19 protein-coding genes and 1 pseudogene are annotated in these 18,258 nt (G+C 56.1%); 1 reads left to right on the top strand and 19 read right to left on the bottom strand.

Features of this window, described 5'->3' with window-relative positions:
• Positions 1–28: 28 nt before the first annotated feature.
• The 8 genes and pseudogenes from FDW88_RS22475 to hinT all read right to left on the bottom strand — a co-directional run.
• Positions 29–166 (bottom strand): annotated as a pseudogene (locus tag FDW88_RS22475) (hypothetical protein); the annotation flags it as partial.
• 168 nt (positions 167–334) lie between these two features.
• Positions 335–1,639 (bottom strand): NADH-quinone dehydrogenase, encoded by a 1,305-nt coding sequence (ndh, locus tag FDW88_RS15670; protein ID WP_137362907.1) that lies wholly within the window; start codon positions 1,637–1,639, stop codon positions 335–337.
• Between the two features lie 238 nt (positions 1,640–1,877).
• On the bottom strand, positions 1,878–2,420 hold the full coding sequence (gene ycfP / locus FDW88_RS15665) for an alpha/beta hydrolase YcfP (RefSeq protein ID WP_115258746.1): 543 nt from the start codon (positions 2,418–2,420) through the stop codon (positions 1,878–1,880).
• Positions 2,421–2,440: 20 nt separating this feature from the next.
• Positions 2,441–3,466 (bottom strand): beta-N-acetylhexosaminidase, encoded by a 1,026-nt coding sequence (gene nagZ, locus FDW88_RS15660; protein ID WP_137362906.1) that lies wholly within the window; start codon positions 3,464–3,466, stop codon positions 2,441–2,443.
• Positions 3,467–3,476: 10 nt separating this feature from the next.
• Positions 3,477–4,301 (bottom strand): thiamine kinase, encoded by an 825-nt coding sequence (thiK, locus tag FDW88_RS15655; protein WP_137362905.1) that lies wholly within the window; start codon positions 4,299–4,301, stop codon positions 3,477–3,479.
• Positions 4,282–4,923 (bottom strand): penicillin-binding protein activator LpoB, encoded by a 642-nt coding sequence (gene lpoB, locus FDW88_RS15650; RefSeq protein ID WP_096757422.1) that lies wholly within the window; start codon positions 4,921–4,923, stop codon positions 4,282–4,284. Before lpoB ends, thiK begins: the two co-directional genes overlap by 20 nt.
• Before the next feature lie 13 nt (positions 4,924–4,936).
• Complete coding sequence (locus FDW88_RS15645) at positions 4,937–5,311, bottom strand: YcfL family protein (protein WP_096757423.1); 375 nt, start codon at positions 5,309–5,311, stop codon at positions 4,937–4,939.
• A 2-nt stretch (positions 5,312–5,313) separates the two neighbouring features.
• Complete coding sequence (gene hinT / locus FDW88_RS15640) at positions 5,314–5,673, bottom strand: purine nucleoside phosphoramidase (RefSeq protein WP_096759427.1); 360 nt, start codon at positions 5,671–5,673, stop codon at positions 5,314–5,316.
• 350 nt (positions 5,674–6,023) lie between these two features.
• Between hinT and fhuE the strand changes: the two genes are divergently transcribed.
• Entirely contained in the window at positions 6,024–8,213 is a 2,190-nt protein-coding gene (gene fhuE / locus FDW88_RS15635) for a ferric-rhodotorulic acid/ferric-coprogen receptor FhuE (protein ID WP_137362904.1), read from the top strand.
• A 69-nt stretch (positions 8,214–8,282) separates the two neighbouring features.
• On the opposite strand, the gene paaY is transcribed toward fhuE, so the two are convergent.
• From paaY to paaC, 11 genes are all read right to left on the bottom strand, one after another.
• Entirely contained in the window at positions 8,283–8,879 is a 597-nt protein-coding gene (gene paaY / locus FDW88_RS15630) for a phenylacetic acid degradation protein PaaY (protein WP_137362903.1), read from the bottom strand.
• A gap of 11 nt (positions 8,880–8,890) precedes the next feature.
• Positions 8,891–9,817 carry a phenylacetic acid degradation operon negative regulatory protein PaaX gene (gene paaX / locus FDW88_RS15625; RefSeq protein WP_161959003.1) on the bottom strand — a complete coding sequence of 309 codons (927 nt, stop codon included), beginning with the start codon at positions 9,815–9,817 and terminating at the stop codon, positions 8,891–8,893.
• A gap of 157 nt (positions 9,818–9,974) precedes the next feature.
• A complete protein-coding gene (paaK, locus tag FDW88_RS15620; protein WP_135912197.1) occupies positions 9,975–11,285 on the bottom strand; it encodes a phenylacetate--CoA ligase PaaK in 1,311 nt (436 codons plus the stop codon).
• A gap of 28 nt (positions 11,286–11,313) precedes the next feature.
• Positions 11,314–12,519, bottom strand: coding sequence for a 3-oxoadipyl-CoA thiolase (gene pcaF / locus FDW88_RS15615; RefSeq protein ID WP_137362902.1), 1,206 nt, complete (start codon positions 12,517–12,519; stop codon positions 11,314–11,316).
• Positions 12,519–12,941, bottom strand: coding sequence for a hydroxyphenylacetyl-CoA thioesterase PaaI (gene paaI, locus FDW88_RS15610; RefSeq protein WP_137362901.1), 423 nt, complete (start codon positions 12,939–12,941; stop codon positions 12,519–12,521). The genes pcaF and paaI overlap by 1 nt, the downstream gene beginning before the upstream one ends.
• Positions 12,934–14,352 (bottom strand): 3-hydroxyacyl-CoA dehydrogenase, encoded by a 1,419-nt coding sequence (locus FDW88_RS15605; RefSeq protein ID WP_137362900.1) that lies wholly within the window; start codon positions 14,350–14,352, stop codon positions 12,934–12,936. Before FDW88_RS15605 ends, paaI begins: the two co-directional genes overlap by 8 nt.
• Positions 14,353–14,355: 3 nt before the next feature.
• Positions 14,356–15,144: a 2-(1,2-epoxy-1,2-dihydrophenyl)acetyl-CoA isomerase PaaG gene (gene paaG / locus FDW88_RS15600; RefSeq protein WP_137362899.1), complete on the bottom strand. Its 789-nt coding sequence runs from the start codon at positions 15,142–15,144 to the stop codon at positions 14,356–14,358.
• Positions 15,145–15,146: 2 nt separating this feature from the next.
• A complete protein-coding gene (gene paaF, locus FDW88_RS15595) occupies positions 15,147–15,914 on the bottom strand; it encodes a 2,3-dehydroadipyl-CoA hydratase PaaF (protein WP_137362898.1) in 768 nt (255 codons plus the stop codon).
• On the bottom strand, positions 15,911–16,981 hold the full coding sequence (gene paaE, locus FDW88_RS15590; RefSeq protein WP_137362897.1) for a 1,2-phenylacetyl-CoA epoxidase subunit PaaE: 1,071 nt from the start codon (positions 16,979–16,981) through the stop codon (positions 15,911–15,913). The genes paaF and paaE overlap by 4 nt, the downstream gene beginning before the upstream one ends.
• A 7-nt stretch (positions 16,982–16,988) precedes the next feature.
• Positions 16,989–17,489 carry a 1,2-phenylacetyl-CoA epoxidase subunit PaaD gene (gene paaD, locus FDW88_RS15585; protein ID WP_137362896.1) on the bottom strand — a complete coding sequence of 167 codons (501 nt, stop codon included), beginning with the start codon at positions 17,487–17,489 and terminating at the stop codon, positions 16,989–16,991.
• 12 nt (positions 17,490–17,501) lie between these two features.
• Positions 17,502–18,257: a 1,2-phenylacetyl-CoA epoxidase subunit PaaC gene (gene paaC / locus FDW88_RS15580; RefSeq protein WP_137362895.1), complete on the bottom strand. Its 756-nt coding sequence runs from the start codon at positions 18,255–18,257 to the stop codon at positions 17,502–17,504.
• Position 18,258 lies beyond the last annotated feature (1 nt).

Below are 18,258 nucleotides of genomic sequence, written 5' to 3'. Positions count from 1 at the left end.
CGTCAATACGGTTCTCGCTGCACGCTTACGTTTCTTTAATCGGGGTCGCAGAGACAACATGTGCATATTGTGGGCCACGCTCAAACACGTTAAGACTGGCCACCGCTGCCACACCCAGCGCAGCAGCTACGCCAATCCCTATACCCGCCAACATTGATTTATTCACGGGACTTCCTCCTTTTTTGCTATTAGCAACAACTTTGCAACAGGAGATGAAAAATGCCAATCAGATTACGGATGAAAATAGCGGAACAAGGAAACAAAGCAGCAGGATTCAGAGAACTCTTAAGGAAGGGGCCGGATGAACAGCGTCATCCGGCATCACACATCGATATTAGTGCAGTTTCAGGCGCGGGCGAATTACACGGTTGATGCTACCCACCAGCATCATCAGGCCGGTTTTGAAATAGCCGTGCAGCGCAATCTGGTGCATACGGTACAGCGAGATGTAAACAAAGCGCGCAATGCGCCCTTCCACCATCATCGAACCGCGCGTCAGGTTGCCCATCAGGCTACCAACGGTAGAGAAGTTAGACAGTGAAACCAGCGAGCCGTGATCTTTATACTGATACGCCTTCAGCGGCTTGCCATTCATCTGCGCCAGAATGTTGCTCATTGCGCACGATGCCATCTGGTGTGCAGCCTGGGCGCGCGGCGGGACAAAGCCCCCTTCCGGACGCGCGCAGGAGGCACAGTCACCAATCGCGTACACGTCAGGGTCGCGCGACGTCTGCAGAGTCGGTTCAACCACCAGCTGATTAATACGGTTCGTTTCCAGACCGCCAATATCCTTCATAAAGTCTGGCGCTTTGATACCTGCCGCCCAGACCATCAGATCGGCTTCAATATACTCGCCGTCTTTGGTGTGCAGACCGCCTTCATCAGCGCTGGTCACCAGCGTCTGCGTCAGCACACGCACGCCCAGCTTGGTCAGCTCATTATGAGCCGCGCTGGAAATACGTGGCGGCAACGCAGGCAGAATACGCTCACCGGCTTCCACCAGCGTCACGTTCAGCGCTTCGTTGGTTAACCCTTTGTAGCCGTAGCTGTGCAGCTGTTTCACCGCATTATGCAGTTCAGCCGACAGCTCAACGCCCGTCGCACCACCACCGACAATAGCGATATTCACTTTGCCGTTGGCGCCCAAATTCGCCGAATACTTCAGGAACAAGTTCAGCATTTCCTGATGGAAACGGCGAGCCTGATGCGGGTTATCAAGGAAGATGCAATGATCTTTGACACCCGGCGTGTTGAAATCATTGGAGGTACTGCCCAACGCCATTACCAGCGTGTCATACGCCACTTTGCGCTCAGGAACCAGCAGTTCACCTTTCTCATCGCGCAGCTCAGCGATAGTAATAGTCTTCGCTTCGCGATCGATATCCATAACCGAACCCAGCTGGAATTCAAAGCCGTGGTTACGGGCATGCGCCAGATAGCTCAGTGCATCAACACCCTCATCCAGCGATCCGGTTGCCACTTCGTGCAGCAACGGTTTCCATAGATGGCTGTGATTTCTGTCTACCAGCGTGATTTTGGCCTTCTTCTTGCGCCCCAGCTTTTTACCGAGCTGCGTCGCCATTTCCAGTCCGCCAGCACCGCCGCCGACAATCACGATCCTTTTCAATGGTGTAGTCAACGTGACCCCCTTAAATTTTATTAACCAATTGTTAATTAAACGTTATAGGCATAGCCTTTAATTAACAACACGTTACGATAATGAAAATGCCCTTCGAGACTGAGAATAACACGAACGGTGCATTGGTCATACCAAATTTGATGTGCATCAAGTTTTGATGCTGAAAAGATAGACAACTGGAATTTTAAAGATAAAAAAACCAGCCCGCAGGCTGGCTTTGTTAAACGTGGGTGAGTGACTAACCTAACGTCTTAAAGGCTTTGATTCGCTGCAAATGTGGGGAGATATTTTTAAATTTATGGGTCTGATCTTCGTCCCATACAATTTCATAGTAGTGATGCAGCTCTTCGGAAGAACGCTGGCTATTCAGCGCTTCATCATGCCGTGACAGAATGACCAGACACCGGTCGCGATTCTTCTCACGGAAATTGGTCACACATTTTGTGGCGATGTCAGCGTACTCTTCCGGCCTGTCGATTTTTCCTTCCATGTTCTCATTCGGGAACAAGTTAGGGTTAAACACCACCTGGCGAATATCACACAGAAAACCAATCCTTTCTGCCCAGTAGCCGCCCAGACCCACACCGCAAATCAGCGGTCGGTCGTCGACATTAAGCTGCAACATTTTATCTACTTCTTTCAGCAGATGCTGCATATCATGTTTAGGATGCCGTGTACTGTAGCTAATCAGCCTGACATCCGGGTCAATAAACTGTAATTGCAACACTTTCTCGTGGTTGCCCGGACTGTTAGAGTCAAAACCGTGTAAATAGATAATCATCGCATCCTCGCAAACTTGCGTTAATGACCTGCTTTCTCTTCCTGCCAGCGTTCATGAAGCTGGTTGAGCTGGACGCTGATTGTTTTCCAGCGATCCGAGTCCATCAGTTCCTGACGCGAAAATGAACCTTTATGATACAAACGTGTAACACGCTCTGCATTGATCGGCGACAGATTATCTAACACACTGACTGCCCCTTTACGATTATTGCAGACCAGGATCATATCGCAACCTGCATCCAGCGATGCCTGGCCTCGCTCTGCATAGCTCCCCATGATTGCCGCACCTTCCATCGACAGATCGTCAGAGAAAATCACACCGTCAAAACCAAGCTCCTGACGCAGGACCGTTTTTAGCCAGTGCGATGAACCACTCGCCGGGCGGGAGTCTACTTCGCTATAAATAACGTGCGCAGGCATGATCGCGTCGAGTTTGTTTTCCGTAATAAGCGCCTGGAACACCGACATATCGTTAGCGCGAATTTCAGCTTCCGGTCGCGGATCGGTGGGCGTTTCTTTGTGTGAATCCGCCGTCACTGCCCCATGTCCAGGGAAATGTTTCCCGGTGGTTTTCATGCCTGCCGCGTGCATACCGTCGATAAAGCGCGTCGCCATCGCCAGCGCTTTTAGCGGATCGGCATGATACGAGCGCTCGCCAATCGCGGCACTGATATGGCCGACATCCAAAACGGGGGCAAAACTGATATCGATGTCCATCGCAATCATCTCGCTGGCCATCAGCCATCCGGCGTTTTCAGCCAGCTTTCCACCCTCTTCCAGACCGTGCAGTGCGGCAAAGGATTGTGCCGCTGGCAGGCGGGTAAAACCTTCGCGAAAACGCTGCACGCGCCCGCCTTCTTGATCCACCGCCACCACCAGATGATTACGTGACGCCGCGCGGATCTGACGCACTAATTCACGTAACTGTTCCGGGTCGTGGTAATTGCGGGTAAAGAGGATCAAACCACCCACCAACGGGTGCGCCAAAATCTCACGCTCTTCCGCGTCCAGCTCATACCCTTCAACATCCAACATTACTGGACCCACACTGCTCTCCTTATCCTTTCATGGTTAGCTGCCGCCAGGTGTCATCGGCCAGCCTGATAAATTGTCGATCGCCAGTCTGTTGCCAGCGATACTCAAACCACCCCGCCTTCAGCATCAGTATCCAGGGTTGCCACTGTCTGATCTGCCGCCACAAAACGTTTGGGTCAATATGCGCATGGCGGGCATAGGCGTTAACCAACTCGCGATGTTGCGACTCGTCAGCGACCCACACTGCCGCCAGCTCGAGGGCGATATCGCCGTCCCCGGCATACTCCCAGTCAATCAACCGCAGACCTGACGCCGTATGCACAATGTTGTCGCCGTGGACATCCATATGCAAAGGCCCCAAACGCAAGGGATGAGGCTCCCGTCGTTTTCTCAGACGCTTTAGCACACGTAACCAGCACGATGTGCGACGCGTCGGATCACAACACTGCCAGTACTGTTCCAGCAACGGCAGCAGACTCACTCGCCAGCCAAAATGGGGTTGTTGGTGAAGATGATACAGTAAGCGCGCGAGTTCGTCGGCTTCCGGTAATCTGGAATCGACTCTACCGTGAAAATAGTCGATGGCCATCCACCCACGCGTATAAAAACGAGGTTCAGGAGCCAGACTGTCCGGCAGGCGTTTTAGCGCATGATAGTGGCGTAAAAAATGCGACTCTGGCGCGTCAGGATCGTGATGACGGCGCAGTACGAGGCGATGGGAATGATGTTCAATGACGCAGCTCCCGCCGCTCAAGCCAAGCTTACCAGCTGCGACGGGACGATACCGCGGGAAATAGCGCGACAACACCTCATCGCGCGTCAATGGCTTATTGTTGCTGAACGGCACCTTTACCTGACCAGATTATCTCACCCGTTTGTACCAGCATTAATTGCATTTGCAGTGATGGCGTATTGACGTTACCGGATGCGCTGGAATACAGCACATACTGGGCACCGACGTTACGGGCAATGCCAATCGCTTTGCTGCGCGTGCCTAAGCTGTCGTGCGGTGATAAACCGAGTTGCTGCTTCGCTATCGCCAGTTGCTGCGCCGAAACCAGGGTAAATTTCCCGTTATTCGCCAGCGCATTGCGCAGCGTCTCGGTGGCTTCCCCTGCATTAAGTGAACCGTTAGTGCGGTTGTTCACGCTGTCGACCAGCAGAACGCCCCCGGCTTTTACGCCATCCGCCTGCAGCATTTTGCCCACCATCGGCTGCATCGCCCCGTTCCAGTCATAATGACGTACTCGCGGAGCGGGCTGCGCCGTTTGATCCTCATGTTCAATCGGACCCGGCTGCTGCGGAATGGTCGGCACTGTAGGTACAACCGGCACAGGCTGTTGCGGCTGCGCGGGCTGTTCCGGTACCGGTTTTACTTCATCTACCGGTGCAGGCTCACGTTGCGCCACACAGCCAGAGAGAAATATCGCCAGCGCAGCAACCACGGCGTAGCGATTCAATTTGATCATCAAGATTCACCTCTTACAAATAAAGATAAAGTCTAACCTTGTGCGCCCCCAGAAAATTGGCGCTGCCATACAATGTCACCGACGAACGTGCCGGAATCGTAACGCTACGTGGTGCCTCCAGAGGGTGCATTTCCAGCCCTCTGGCGTCATACCAGTAAAACCGATAATGAACGGTGACGGGTTCTTGCCTTTCGTTATAGAGTCGTGAGGATGCCGAAGGCTGAATATCAGACGTGGTTAACGCAGGTTGTTCTGCTGTTATACCGGCGGCCAGTATTGTTGATTCCATCACCAGAGACTGTTCATCACTGACCGGAATTTCGGGGTGTGAACGACAGCCAGCCAGCAACAGTAAGCCCAGCGTCAGCGCGATGCATCCTCTGGTCATTATCATAGACCTTTATGTGCAAGCATTGGCCCCAACACACGGCCCCCTAGCAGATGCATGTGGATGTGATACACCTCTTGTCCACCGTGGCGATTGGTATTCATGATCAAACGGTAGCCATCTTCGGCAATACCTTCCTGCTCGGCGATTTTGGCCGCCACGGTGATCATTCGGCCCAGCGCCTGTTCATGTTCTGCCGTTACATCGTTAACGGTTGGGATCAGAACGTTGGGAATGATCAGGATATGCGTGGGTGCCTGAGGTGAAATATCACGAAACGCGGTTACCAGTTCGTCCTGATACACGATGTCTGAGGGAATTTCACGACGAATAATTTTGCTGAATATAGTTTCTTCTGCCACGACGTTTTCCTTTTTCATTAACAGCCCATGCGTTGTGCCATGCTACGCCGAGCGACTCTGCGAGTATAGAGTATGAGCGAGTTACTCACGCTCTTTCAACTTTAACCCCCGATTTTTTAAGCAAAAAGCTCCCCCTTCGCTGTTCTTATAACCATTTACCGCCGCTATTGCTCAGACATAGTACTGAAACAATATTTCATTTATCTCTGTAGCATCTGTTTACACGTTGAATATGAATGCGTATATTTCGCATTTGCATTTACATACAAATTTAATAGTTAACAACAAAAGGGTTCATCACCCGCAACGGTGATTAGAACTTAATGTTAATAATTATCAAGGACTTATTGATGTCTTTCACAACATACAACCGGGATTCTCAGCGTCAACCCGCACTCGCCCCTTCCTTGCTTGCTGTCTGTATTGCCATGGCTTTTATTCCCGCTTCAGGCTTCGCCGCCAACGAAGATACGGTGATCGTTGATGGTTCAGCCACCGCAGACTCGGCATCCGGCGAAGAACAGGATTACAGCGTGAAGTCGACGACAGCGGGCACAAAAATGCAGATGACCCAGCGCGATATACCTCAGTCGGTCACTATCGTTAGCCAGCAGCGCATGGAAGATCAGCAGTTACAGACTCTCGGTGATGTGATGGACAATACGCTCGGTATCAGTAAAAGCCAGGCTGACTCCGATCGTAACAGCTATTTTTCCCGCGGATTTGAGATTGATAACTATATGGTCGACGGGATCCCGACCTATTTTGAATCCCGCTGGAACCTCGGCGATGCACTTTCCGACACCGCCTTGTTTGAACGCGTAGAAGTGGTGCGCGGAGCGAACGGTTTGATGACCGGAACGGGCAATCCTTCGGCCTCCATTAACATGATTCGTAAACACGCCACCAGCCGCGAGTTCACCGGTAATGTGTCGGCAGAATACGGCAGCTGGAATAAACAGCGCTATGTCACTGATTTACAGAGTCCGTTAACCGAAGATGGCAATGTGCGCGCCCGCATCGTCGCCGGATATCAGAATAACGACTCCTGGCTTGACCGCTACAACAGCGAAAAAATGTTCTTCTCCGGGATTGTCGATGCGGATCTGGGTGACACCACCAGCCTGTCTGCCGGTTATGAATACCAGCGTATTGACGTTAACAGCCCAACCTGGGGTGGCCTGCCGCGCTGGAATACCGACGGCAGCAAAAACAGCTATGATCGTTCGCGCAGCACGGCTCCGGACTGGGCCTACAATGACAAAGACATCAACAAAGTCTTTGTCACGCTGAAACAGCGTTTTGCCGATACCTGGCAGACAACCCTGAACGCTACCCACTCTGAGGTTAAGTTCGACAGCAAAACAATGTACATCGATGCCTATGTCGACAAAAACACCGGTATGCTGGTCGGCCCTTATGCTAATTATGGACCTGGCTTCGACAACGTCGGCGGTACGGGGTGGAACAGCGGCAAGCGTAAGATCGATGCGGTTGATCTGTTCGCCGACGGTGGCTACGACCTGTTTGGTCGTCAACATAACCTGATGCTCGGCGGCAGCTACAGCAAACAAAACAACCGTTATGTCAATGCCTGGGATAACGTGTATCCGAACGAAGTGGGGAATTTCAATAACTTCGACGGTAATATTCCTGAGACTAACTGGCGTCCACAATCGCTGGCCCAGGACGATACCACCCACATGAAATCGCTCTACGCGGCGACGCGTGTTTCGCTGGCCGACCCGCTGCACTTGATCCTCGGCGCGCGTTATACCAACTGGCGTATCGACACCCTGACCTACAGCATGGAAAAAAATCACACCACACCGTATGCCGGTCTGGTGTATGACATTGATGATAACTGGTCAACTTACGCCAGCTATACCTCTATCTTCCAGCCACAGAACAAACGTGACAGTTCGGGTAAATACCTCTCCCCGATCACCGGTAACAACTATGAGATGGGGTTAAAGTCGGACTGGATGAACAGTCGCCTGACCACCACCCTTGCGGTATTCCGTATCGAGCAGGATAACCTGGCACAGTCTACCGGTACGCCAATTGCCGGCAGCAATGGCGAAACGGCCTATAAGTCGAGCAATGGTACAGTCAGCAAAGGGGTTGAATTCGAAGTGAACGGTGCAATCACCGATAACTGGCAGATGACGTTTGGCGCAACGCGCTACGTTGCTGAAGATAACGAAGGCAAGGCGGTGAACCCAAACCTGCCACGTACTACGGTGAAACTGTTCACCCGTTATCGTCTGCCAGCGATACCGGAGCTGACCGTCGGCGGTGGTGTTAACTGGCAGAATCGCGTTTACAGCGATACCGTGACGCCGTACGGGACGTTCCGTGCCGAACAGGGTAGCTACGCATTGGTAGATTTATTCACCCGTTACCAGGTGACAAAAAACTTCTCCCTGCAGGGCAACCTGAACAACCTGTTCGATAAGACTTACGACACCAACATTGACGGCTCTATCGTCTATGGTGAACCGCGTAACGTCAGCGTCACCGCCAGCTATCAGTTCTGATAAGAACATTGTGCCCGGCGTTGTCTCCCCGATGACAACGCCGGTAACCCGACGCCCGCTTGCCCCGAGCTAACTCGCTGATTTCGGCTTCAGATCTTCATCAAACTCCAGCCGCTTACGGTCGGGCTCCGCTTCGGTCAGCGGTTGCACTTCAGAAAGCGTGTGCTGACAGCGTTCCACTAGTATCTGATATTCACGGGTGCCCTGCTTCTTCCACGTCAGTTCTTGCTCGGTTAGGGTGCGAATCGCTTTTGCCGGACTACCGACAATCAGATGGTTGGCGGGCATCTCAGCCCGGGCTTTCACAAACGCCGACGCGCCGACAATACTGTTTTCACCAATGGTCGCCCCGTCGATAATTACTGCGCTCATACCGACCAGCGCATTACGACCAATTACGCAACCGTGCAGAATGGCACCGTGGCCGATATGCCCGTCTTCTTCCACCACCGTGTCCTGCCCCGGGAAACCGTGCATTACGCAGTTATCCTGAATGTTCGCACCATCTTTCACCACGATACGACCAAAATCGCCGCGCAGGCTAGCGTTAGGACCCACGTAAACCCCTTTGCCGAGGATCACATCGCCAATCAGTACGGCGGTTGGATGAACATAGCTTTCGTTAGGTACGACGGGGATCATTCCGTCCATCTGGTAAATCGGCATGGCTTCTCCTGTTACGCCTCGGCTAATCCACCAAAGCGTTGATAATAGAGCGGCCCCGGCGCGGGCAGTTCGCCCACTGAACTTTCGCCTTTTTCACTGACAAAAGCCTGAGCACCGGGCGCGACGCGTTGATAGATATTGATACACAACTGGCGTGCGGTCTGACCCAGCCAGTGGGCGGGCAGCAGTTCCTCTGGTAACAGCGGATCTTTCAGTACCACCCGACGATAGAAATGGATCAGCAGCAGACGGATCTGGAAGCAGCGTTCCGGCGTCAGCTCACCCGCATCGGCGTCACGCAGCAGCGGCAACAGCGGGCGGAACAATGTGATAAACGCCTCGTACATGGCGTTTTGTTCGGTCAACTGCCAGCACTCTTCCACACGCTCACGCAGCGCAGCGCGGGAAATGGCCAGCGGTGAATGTGCTTCAAATACAATCACATTTTCCGCCACCCCCGCTTCGTGTAGTAGCGACTGCACATCCGCCAGCTTTTGCGACGGCGAGGCCAGCAGGCTTGGCGCAAGGACGCCGAACCCCTGCCAAATCAGCTGCTTTTTGACTTCATTAAGGGTATTTTTTTCTAGCCCTTCAGAAAGTAACAACAGCCAGGTGCCGTCCCATTCCGGGGCACTGGCGCGATAAATTTTGCTTTCGGCGCGTCGTGTCAGGCGCAGGCCTTTATCACTCAGGCGGTAGAAGCTGCGGCGGCCAATGCGCACCACGTCCAGCCACTCTTCTTTATTAAGGCGAAACAGCGCGGTGCGCACAAAGCGTTCACCAAAGCCGAGTCCTTCAAGCAGTGCCGCCACGCTGCCGAGCCACACTTCGCCGCCGCGCTGGGATAAGCAGTCACCGTATAACGAAGCGATAAGCGAGGTGCCGCTAATGGGCATCGCGGTCACCGCCTGCTGAATAAAGCTGTCGAGTTTGTCCATATGATTCATTCTGTTGTTATTTATATCCTTTTTGAATCATAGCACAGGAATAATTCCGCGAAACGGCGGGAATTGGTAGGCCGGATAAGGCAACGCCGCCATCCGGCAATCTGTGCGCTTTCGCCTGATGGCGCTGCGCTTATCAGGCCTACGAGTCTTAACCGTTTGCTGCGACTTTACGCAAATCAAACACGCGGCACGCTTTGCCTTCGGAGCGTGGAATGCTGCCGCAGTTAACGATGCTGACGTCGGTAGAAATTCCAACCATCGACTTAATACGGTGACGCAGATGGTGGCAAATCTGACAGCGCTGCTCATGGTCCAGCGCCAGACCGCTCTCTTTTAGCTCCACGCGCACGGAAAGTGAATCAAGATGCCCGCGACGATCCACTTCCAGCTGGTAATGCGGCGCCAGATGTTCAATTTTGAGGATCTCTTCTTCTAGTTGCGATGGGAAGACGTTAACGCCGCGAATAATCAGCATGTCATCGCTGCGCCCGCTGATGCGATCCATCCGGCGCATGGTGCGGGCGGTGCCCGGCAGCAGGCGCGTCAGGTCGCGGGTGCGATAGCGGATCACCGGCAGCGCTTCTTTGGTCAGGGTGGTGAACAGCAGTTCGCCGTGCTCGCCGTCGGCCAGCGGCGTGCCGTCTTCCGGGTTGACCACTTCTGGGAAGAAATGGTCTTCCCAGATAGTCGGGCCATCGCCGGTTTCAATGCACTCCATCGCCACGCCCGGCCCCATCACTTCGGACAGGCCGTAAATATCCAGCGCGGTAATGCCGAGGCGACGTTCAATTTCGGCGCGCATTCCCGCCGTCCACGGCTCGGCACCAAAGACGCCGGTACGCAGCGAGCAGCCGCGCGCGTCGCCGCCCATCTGGCGTTCGAGTTCTTCAATCAGGTTCAGGCAGTAAGACGGCGTCACCATGATCATGTCAGGCTTGAAATCACGAATCAGCTGCGCCTGTTTCTCGGTTTGCCCGCCGGACATCGGGATCACCGTGGCCCCTAAACGTTCCGCGCCGTAATGTGCGCCCAGGCCGCCGGTAAACAGGCCATAGCCGTAGGCCACGTGGATTTTGTCTTTCGCCGTGCCGCCCGCCGCACGCAGAGAGCGCGCCACGATATTGGCCCAGGTGTCGATGTCGTTTTGCGTATAGCCGACGACGGTCGGTTTGCCGGTGGTGCCGGACGACGCATGGATACGCACCACCTGCTCCATCGGCACCGCGAAGGTGTCGAACGGATAGTTATCACGTAGGTCCTGCTTGGTGGTGCAGGGAAACTTGCTTAGGTCACTCAGCTCACGGAAATCATCCGGATGAACGCCCGCCGCATCGAACTTACGGCGATACATCGGCACATTTTCATAGGCGTGTTTTAACGTCCACTTCAGACGTTCGGTTTGCAGAGCCTGTAATTCGTCACGCGATGCAGTTTCAATCGGATCTAATGTTGTTGTCATTTTGTAGGGTATCCGCAGGTCAATTAGCTCACACTCGCTCGAGGATCAGGGCAATGCCCTGGCCCACGCCAATACACATCGTACACAGCGCATAGCGTCCATTGCGTCGTTCCAGTTCCAGCGTTGCCGCCAGCGCTAAGCGCACGCCGCTCATTCCCAACGGGTGGCCTAAGGCGATGGCGCCACCGTTGGGATTCACGTGTTCAGCGTCATCCGCCAGACCGAGCTGGCGCATCACGCCCAGCGCCTGAGCGGCAAAGGCTTCGTTCAGCTCAATCACATCCATATCGTTAATATTCAGCCCGGCACGCTCCAGCACTTTACGCACTGCCGGTACCGGCCCCAGCCCCATAAACTTCGGCTCCACACCCACCGTCGCCATCGCTACGATGCGTGCTCGCGGCGTCAGCCCCTGCGCCTTTACCTGCTGTTCACTGGCAATAATCATCGCCGCCGCACCGTCGTTCACGCCGGAGGCGTTCCCGGCGGTAATTACGCCGCCTTTACGGAACGGGGTTTTCAGTGAAGAGAGTTGTTCGAGGGTGGTTTCCGCACGCGGATGTTCATCATCACGCACCGCGCTGACCGCGCCCTTCTTGCCGATAATCTGCACTGGCACAATTTCCTGCGCCAGAATGCCGTTGCGCTGAGCTTGTGCCGTGCGCTGCTGGCTGCGATAAGCAAAGGCGTCCTGATCTTCGCGGCTGATATTTAACAATTCAGCTACATTCTCCGCCGTTTCCGGCATGCTGTCAGTTCCAAATTGTTGCTGCATGAGCGGGTTCACAAAACGCCAGCCGATGGTGGTGTCAAACATCTCCGCCTGACGCTGAAACGGCGAGGTGGCTTTGCCCATCACAAACGGCGCACGGGACATGGATTCCACGCCACCGGCAATCAGCAGATCCGCATCACCGGCTTTAATCGCCCGAGCGGCAAAGCCAATCGCGTCCAGCCCGGAACCACACAATCGGTTGATGGTGGTGCCCGCCACAGAGTGCGGATAACCCGCCAGCAGCGTCGCCATATGCGCCACGTTACGGTTATCTTCCCCCGCCTGATTGGCGCAGCCGAAGATCACATCGTCGATGGCGCTGGCATCCAACTTCGGATTCCGGTTGAGTAATTCCCGCAGCGGAATGGCCGCCAGATCGTCGGCGCGCACGCCCGCCAGCGTACCGCCGTAGCGACCAATCGGGGTACGAATGCCGTCACAAATAAACGCGTCACGCATTAGACTTCTCCTGTGATAGTGCCGCCGATGCGGTGCGATTTGCCGCGAAACAGGGCCACGATTTTTTGCTGCTGATTGGTAATTTCAATGTCATAGACGCCGGTTAGCTTGCCCTGCTGCTTCACCCGCGCGGTGGCGGTCAGCAGTTCACCAACAAAGGCTGGACGCAGGAAATCGATACTGGCGGCAGACGCCACCGCCGCCAGCCCCTGGCTGTTGCAGGCGTAGGCGAATGCGGTATCTGCCAGCGAAAACAGTTGTCCACCGTGGCAGGTTTGATGGCCGTTCAACATATTCGGTGACACCGCCATGGTCATCTGCGCGTAGCCTTCGTCCATTTCGATAATCTTGATACCCAGCGTTTTGGCACAGGTGTCGTTCTCATACATGGCTCGGGCGTTGCGCCAGGCTTCATTACTCATGACGCATCTCCAGTAGCGCTTTTTCGCGCAGCAGCGCACTCGGGCGATAGCGTTCTTCGCCGTAATGCTGTTGCAGGTTCTCCAGCAGACGCAGGACGCGCCCCCATCCCAGTGATTCACCCCAGCCAATCGGGCCGCGCGGGTAGTTGACGCCCAGACGCATGGCGGTATCAATATCCTCTGCGCTGGCAACGCCTTTTTGCAGCGCGTCCAGCGCTTCGTTCGCCAGCATCGCCACCGTGCGCCACACCAGCAGGCCCGGATAATCGCCAATGCGCAGTACCTTTTTGCCCTGCTGCTGGAAGAAATAAACCGCTTTGTCGGTGGCGGCTTGTGAATTGGTGGCAGCACTTGCCAGCACTACCGTGTCGCCCGCCGCGTAGTCGTATACCACCACCGGGCGGTTGTGCTGCACACTTAAGGCCAGCGCGGTTTCACCCGTGGTTTCCAGCAGCAGCACATCGTCTAATTCAGTGACAACGTCACGCTTAACGCTCTTTGCAGCATATTCCGCTGACACCACAGCCAGCGCCTGTTCCGGCGGTGCTTCAATAGGCCAGCGATAAACGCCGTGACCGCTCTTCTTACCCAGACGCCCGGCAATAGCCAGCTCCTGTTGCAGCAGCGACGGCAGAAAACGTCGGTCCTGCCAGAAGGCGTTAAACACCGAACAGGTCACCGCAAAATTGACGTCCTGGCCGATAAGGTCGGTCAGCGCCAGCGGCCCCATCGGGAACCCGCCGCCGTCACGTAATGCGGCGTCAATCACGTCAGGCGTCGCCACCTGCTCTTCCAGCGCCCGCCAGGCTTCGGCATAAAACGGACGCGCCACGCGGTTGACGATAAAGCCCGGCGTTGAACGGCAGCGCACCGGCTGTTTACCCCAGGCGCTTACGCACTGGCACAGTTGCTCAACCACTTCGGCTGAGGTCGCCAGACCGCTGACCACTTCGACCAGCTTCATCACCGGTGCCGGGTTAAAGAAATGCAGCCCGGCTAAGCGCTCGGGGTGTTTAATGCCAGCGGCAATGGTGGTAATGGAAATCGACGAGGTATTGCTGGTCAGCAGCGTCGACGGAGAGCAGATCTCCGCCAACTGGCTGAACAGCGCCTGTTTGATCTCCAGACGCTCGGACGCGGCTTCAATCACCAGTTGCGCATCCGCAAGTTGATTCAGTTCAGTCGCCGGAGTAATGCGAGCCAGCAGCATCTGTGCTTGCTCGGCGCTGATTTTTCCGCGACTGACGCGGGAATCCAGACGCTGGGCAATACCGTCGATGGCGCGAGTAATCGCGTCGGCGGAAATGTCATACAGCAGTACCGAATGCCCGACGCTGGCAGCCACTTCAACGATGCCTGCGCCCATGGTGCCGCCGCCAATCACGGCAACGGTGTGGAGTGTTTGCGTCATGGCTTATTTCCCGCTGAACTGTGGAGGACGTTTGCCGAGGAAGGCGCTGACGCCCTCGCGGTAGTCATCGCTGCGCCCGGCAAGGCGCTGGAAATCGCGCTCGACGTCAAGCTGTTCATCCAGGGTATTCGTTTCCGCCAGTTGCAACGCTTTCTTGATGAGCCCCAAACCGTAGGTGGGCTGGGAAGCCAGATGGCGCGCCAGCGTCAGGCTGGTGTCTTTAAGCTCTGCGTCATCCACCAGCTGCCAGATCATGCCCCACTGCGCGGCTTGTTCTGCGCTCAAGCTGTCGCCCAGCAGCATCAATCCCATAGCGCGGGCGCGGGTGGTGACGCGCGGTATTACCCAGCTTCCGCCGCAGTCCGGTACCAGGCCTAGCTTGCTGAAAGCCATCATAAATTTGGCAGAACGCGCCGCCAGCACGATATCGCAGCCCAGCGCCAGCGTGGCACCGGCACCTGCCGCTACGCCGTTGACCGCGCAAATCACCGGTTTCGGCAACGCAGCTAAGCGGCGCACCAGCGGGTTATAAAAACGCTCCACCGACATGCCTAAATCCGGTGCGGGGCCGCTTGGGTCAACGTTACGATCGTTCAGATCCTGTCCGGCACAAAAACCGCGCCCGGCACCGGTAATCAGCAGGCAGCGAATGGTCTCGTCGCGTTCAGCCTGCTTCAGGCATTCGGACAACTGCTGGTGCATGGCGTCGTTAAAGCTGTTGAGTCGGTCCGGGCGGTTCAGGGTGATGGTCATCACGCCCTGGTCGATATCGCTAAGAATGAATGCGTCCACGGTTAACGTCCTTTGAAGGCTGGGGTGCGTTTTTCTAAAAAGGCATTGATGCCTTCGCGACGGTCTTCGGTGGCGCTCAGCACGGTAAACAGCTGGCGCTCCTGGGTTAGCCCGGCCTGCAAACTGACCTCCTGCGCCAGACGTAACGACTGTTTGGCGGCACGCAGCGCCAGCGGCGAGTGGCGGGCAATCGTCGCCGCCAGCTTCAGTGCGTATTCGTCAGAAAGGTTGGCTGGGTGGATATCGCTGACCAGCCCCGCCTGCTGTGCCCGCAGGGCGTCAATGCTTTCACCGCTGAGCACCATGCGGCTGGCCAGCGCTTTCCCGACGCTACGAATCAAACGCTGAGTCCCACCCGCCCCCGGCATGGTGCCGAGGGTGATTTCTGGCAGCCCAAAGCGGGCGTTATCCCCGGCAATCACCAGGTCGCACAGCAGCGCCAGCTCACAGCCCGCGCCCAGCGCATAGCCGTTGACCACCGCAATCAGCGGCTTGTTAAAAGCATCGATACGCGCCCATAAGCGCGGGCGAATATCGTCGAAGGTGGCGGGCAGATCTTTTTCTGCCATTTCGTTGAGATCGGCACCGGCGGCAAAGTAGCGCGGGTTGCCGCTTATCACGCAGACGCTAACGCTCTCATCCGCCGCCGCACTTTCCAGCGCCTCGGCAAGCTGAGTCAGCAGCGCGTTATTCAGCGCATTACGCGCCTGCGGACGGTTCAGCGTCAGCTGTAAAACACGGTCGTGACGGGTTATCAGCAGTTCGCTCATGCCATCCCCCGCGCATCAAAGTCGACCACCACATCGCCGCTGGTCGGCAGCGCCTGACAGCTCAGCACGTAACCCGCTGCCAGTTCGTCGGCTTCGAGGCTGTAGTTGGCGGCCATCGCCACTTCGCCGCGCACCACTTTGCATTTGCAGGTGGCGCAGACGCCGCCTTTGCAGGCGAACGGCAGGTCGGCGCCCTGTCGCAGCGCGGCATCGAGAATGCTGTCATCTTCCGCAGAGAGTGAAATCAGACGCTCGCGACCGTCCTGACGCAACGTCACGGTGCGCCCTTCTGCCTGTACGCCGGTGGCGCGTTTAACGCTGGTGCCCGGCGTATTGAAACGCTCTAGGTGAATGGCTTTTTCCGGCATTCCCAGCGCACGCAGCGTGGTTTCAGCGTCGTCCATCATCGCCGACGGGCCGCAGATAAAAGCGGCGTCAAAGCGGCTGAAATCGAGCAGATGCTCAGACAGCGCGCGCAGTTTGTCGCCGTCGATGCGCCCCTGTAACAGGTCGCTGTCCATCGACTCCTGGCTGAACAGATGAATCACCTGTAAACGCTGCGGATAGCGGTCTTTAAGGTCAGCCAGCGCCTGGCGGAACATCATGCTGTGGCTGCTGCGGTTGCCGTAAATCAGGGTGAAGCAACTATCAGGTTCAATCGTCAGCGTGGCTTCAATTATCGCCATCATCGGCGTGATGCCGGATCCGGCGGCAATCGCCAGATAGTTAGCGTTACGCCCAGCCTGTGGCTGGTAGCCAAAGTGACCCTGCGGCACCATCACCTCAAATTCCATGCCCTGCTGGATATCGCTCTGGGCGAAGCGTGAAAAACGGCCACCGTCGATGGCTTTCACCGCCACGCTGATTTCTGCCGGTGAGCGACTGCGGCAGATGGAGTAGCAGCGACGCAACTCTTCGCCACCAAGGCGAGTTTTCAGCGTCAGATGCTGGCCCGGACGGAAGGCGTAGGCGCTACGCAGCGCGTCAGGAATGGCAAAGGTGATGGTCACCGCATCGCGGGTTTCCGGCTCAACGTTTGCCACGGTAAGCGAATGAAATGTTGTCATCGCGACCTCAAATACATTTAAAGTAATCAAAAGGTTCACGGCAGCTTTCGCAGCGGTACAGCGCTTTGCAGGCCGTGGAACCGAATTCGCTAATCAGCGAGCTGTGGGTGCTACTGCAGCGTGGACAGAGCACATCCTTCGGCATCTCGTCGGCGTGGCAGGCGTGGGCCTGCGGCGGGCTGATACCGTACTGACGCAAGCGCTCGCGGGCGTCCGGGTTCATCCAGTCGGTGGTCCACGGTGGGTCAAGCTGCAACACAATGTGTACCGGCGTGTAGCCGTGCTCGGTCATCAGCGCGCGGATTTCACCGAGCAGATGTTCGGTTGCCGGGCAGCCGGAATAGGTTGGCGTGAAGCCAATCACCCAGCCGTCGCCGTGACGATCTACACTGCGGACCATGCCGAGGTCGGTAATGGTCAGCACCGGGACTTCCGGGTCGGGGATGGCGCTTAGCAATCCCCAAATGCTGTGCACCTCAGCGGGCGCGATGGTGGCAAGACGTTGCATAGCGACCTCCGTTTACCACTGCTGACCGGGGTAAGCACGTTGCAAGTACTGCATCTCTGCCAGCATCGGCCCCAGATGTTCACTGTGCAGCCCCTGTTTCCCGCCGCTACGGAACGCCGCTTCTTGCGGGATCTGCAAACCAGAATCGAGCAGCGCGGTGTGTACCGTCGCCTGCCATTCGGCCTGTAGTTCACGCGGATCGACGGCGATCCCCTGCGCAATTAAAGCGATCTCCAGCTCATCGGCCTGGAACAGCTCGCCGGTGAAGCGCCACAGGCTGTCCACCGCTTGCTGCATCAGGTTTGCCGAGTGTTCGGTGCCGCTACCCAAACGCTCCAGCCAGCCGCGACTAAAACGCTGGTGATAGCGCACTTCTTTCAGCCCTTTGGCGGCGATAGCGGCAAGCTGCGCGTCACGGCTGTTGACCAGGCGGCTGAACAGCGCCACGTGCCAGACGTCGATAAAGAACTGACGGGCGAGGGTGTCGGCAAAGTTGCCGTTAGGCTGTTCAACCAGCAGCAGATTGCGGAACTGGCGTTCATCGCGACCAAAGGCCAGCGTGTCTTCGTCGCCGCTGCCGTTGAGTTCGGCGGCATAGCTGAGGAAATTACGCGCCTGACCCAGCAGGTCGAGGCCAATGTTTGCCAGCGCCAGGTCAATCTCCAGCTCCGGCGCATGACCGCACCACGCGCCTAAACGCTGGGCCAGCACCAGGCCGTTATCGCCCAGACGCAGGGCATAGGTGGCAACGGGATTCAGCTTATTCATC

This window comes from Citrobacter sp. wls829 (genome assembly GCF_005280825.1).
GTDB lineage: Bacteria > Pseudomonadota > Gammaproteobacteria > Enterobacterales > Enterobacteriaceae > Citrobacter > Citrobacter gillenii.
The sequence above is the reverse complement of the archived record's forward strand: the minus strand, read 5'-3'. Positions and strand labels throughout refer to the sequence as shown.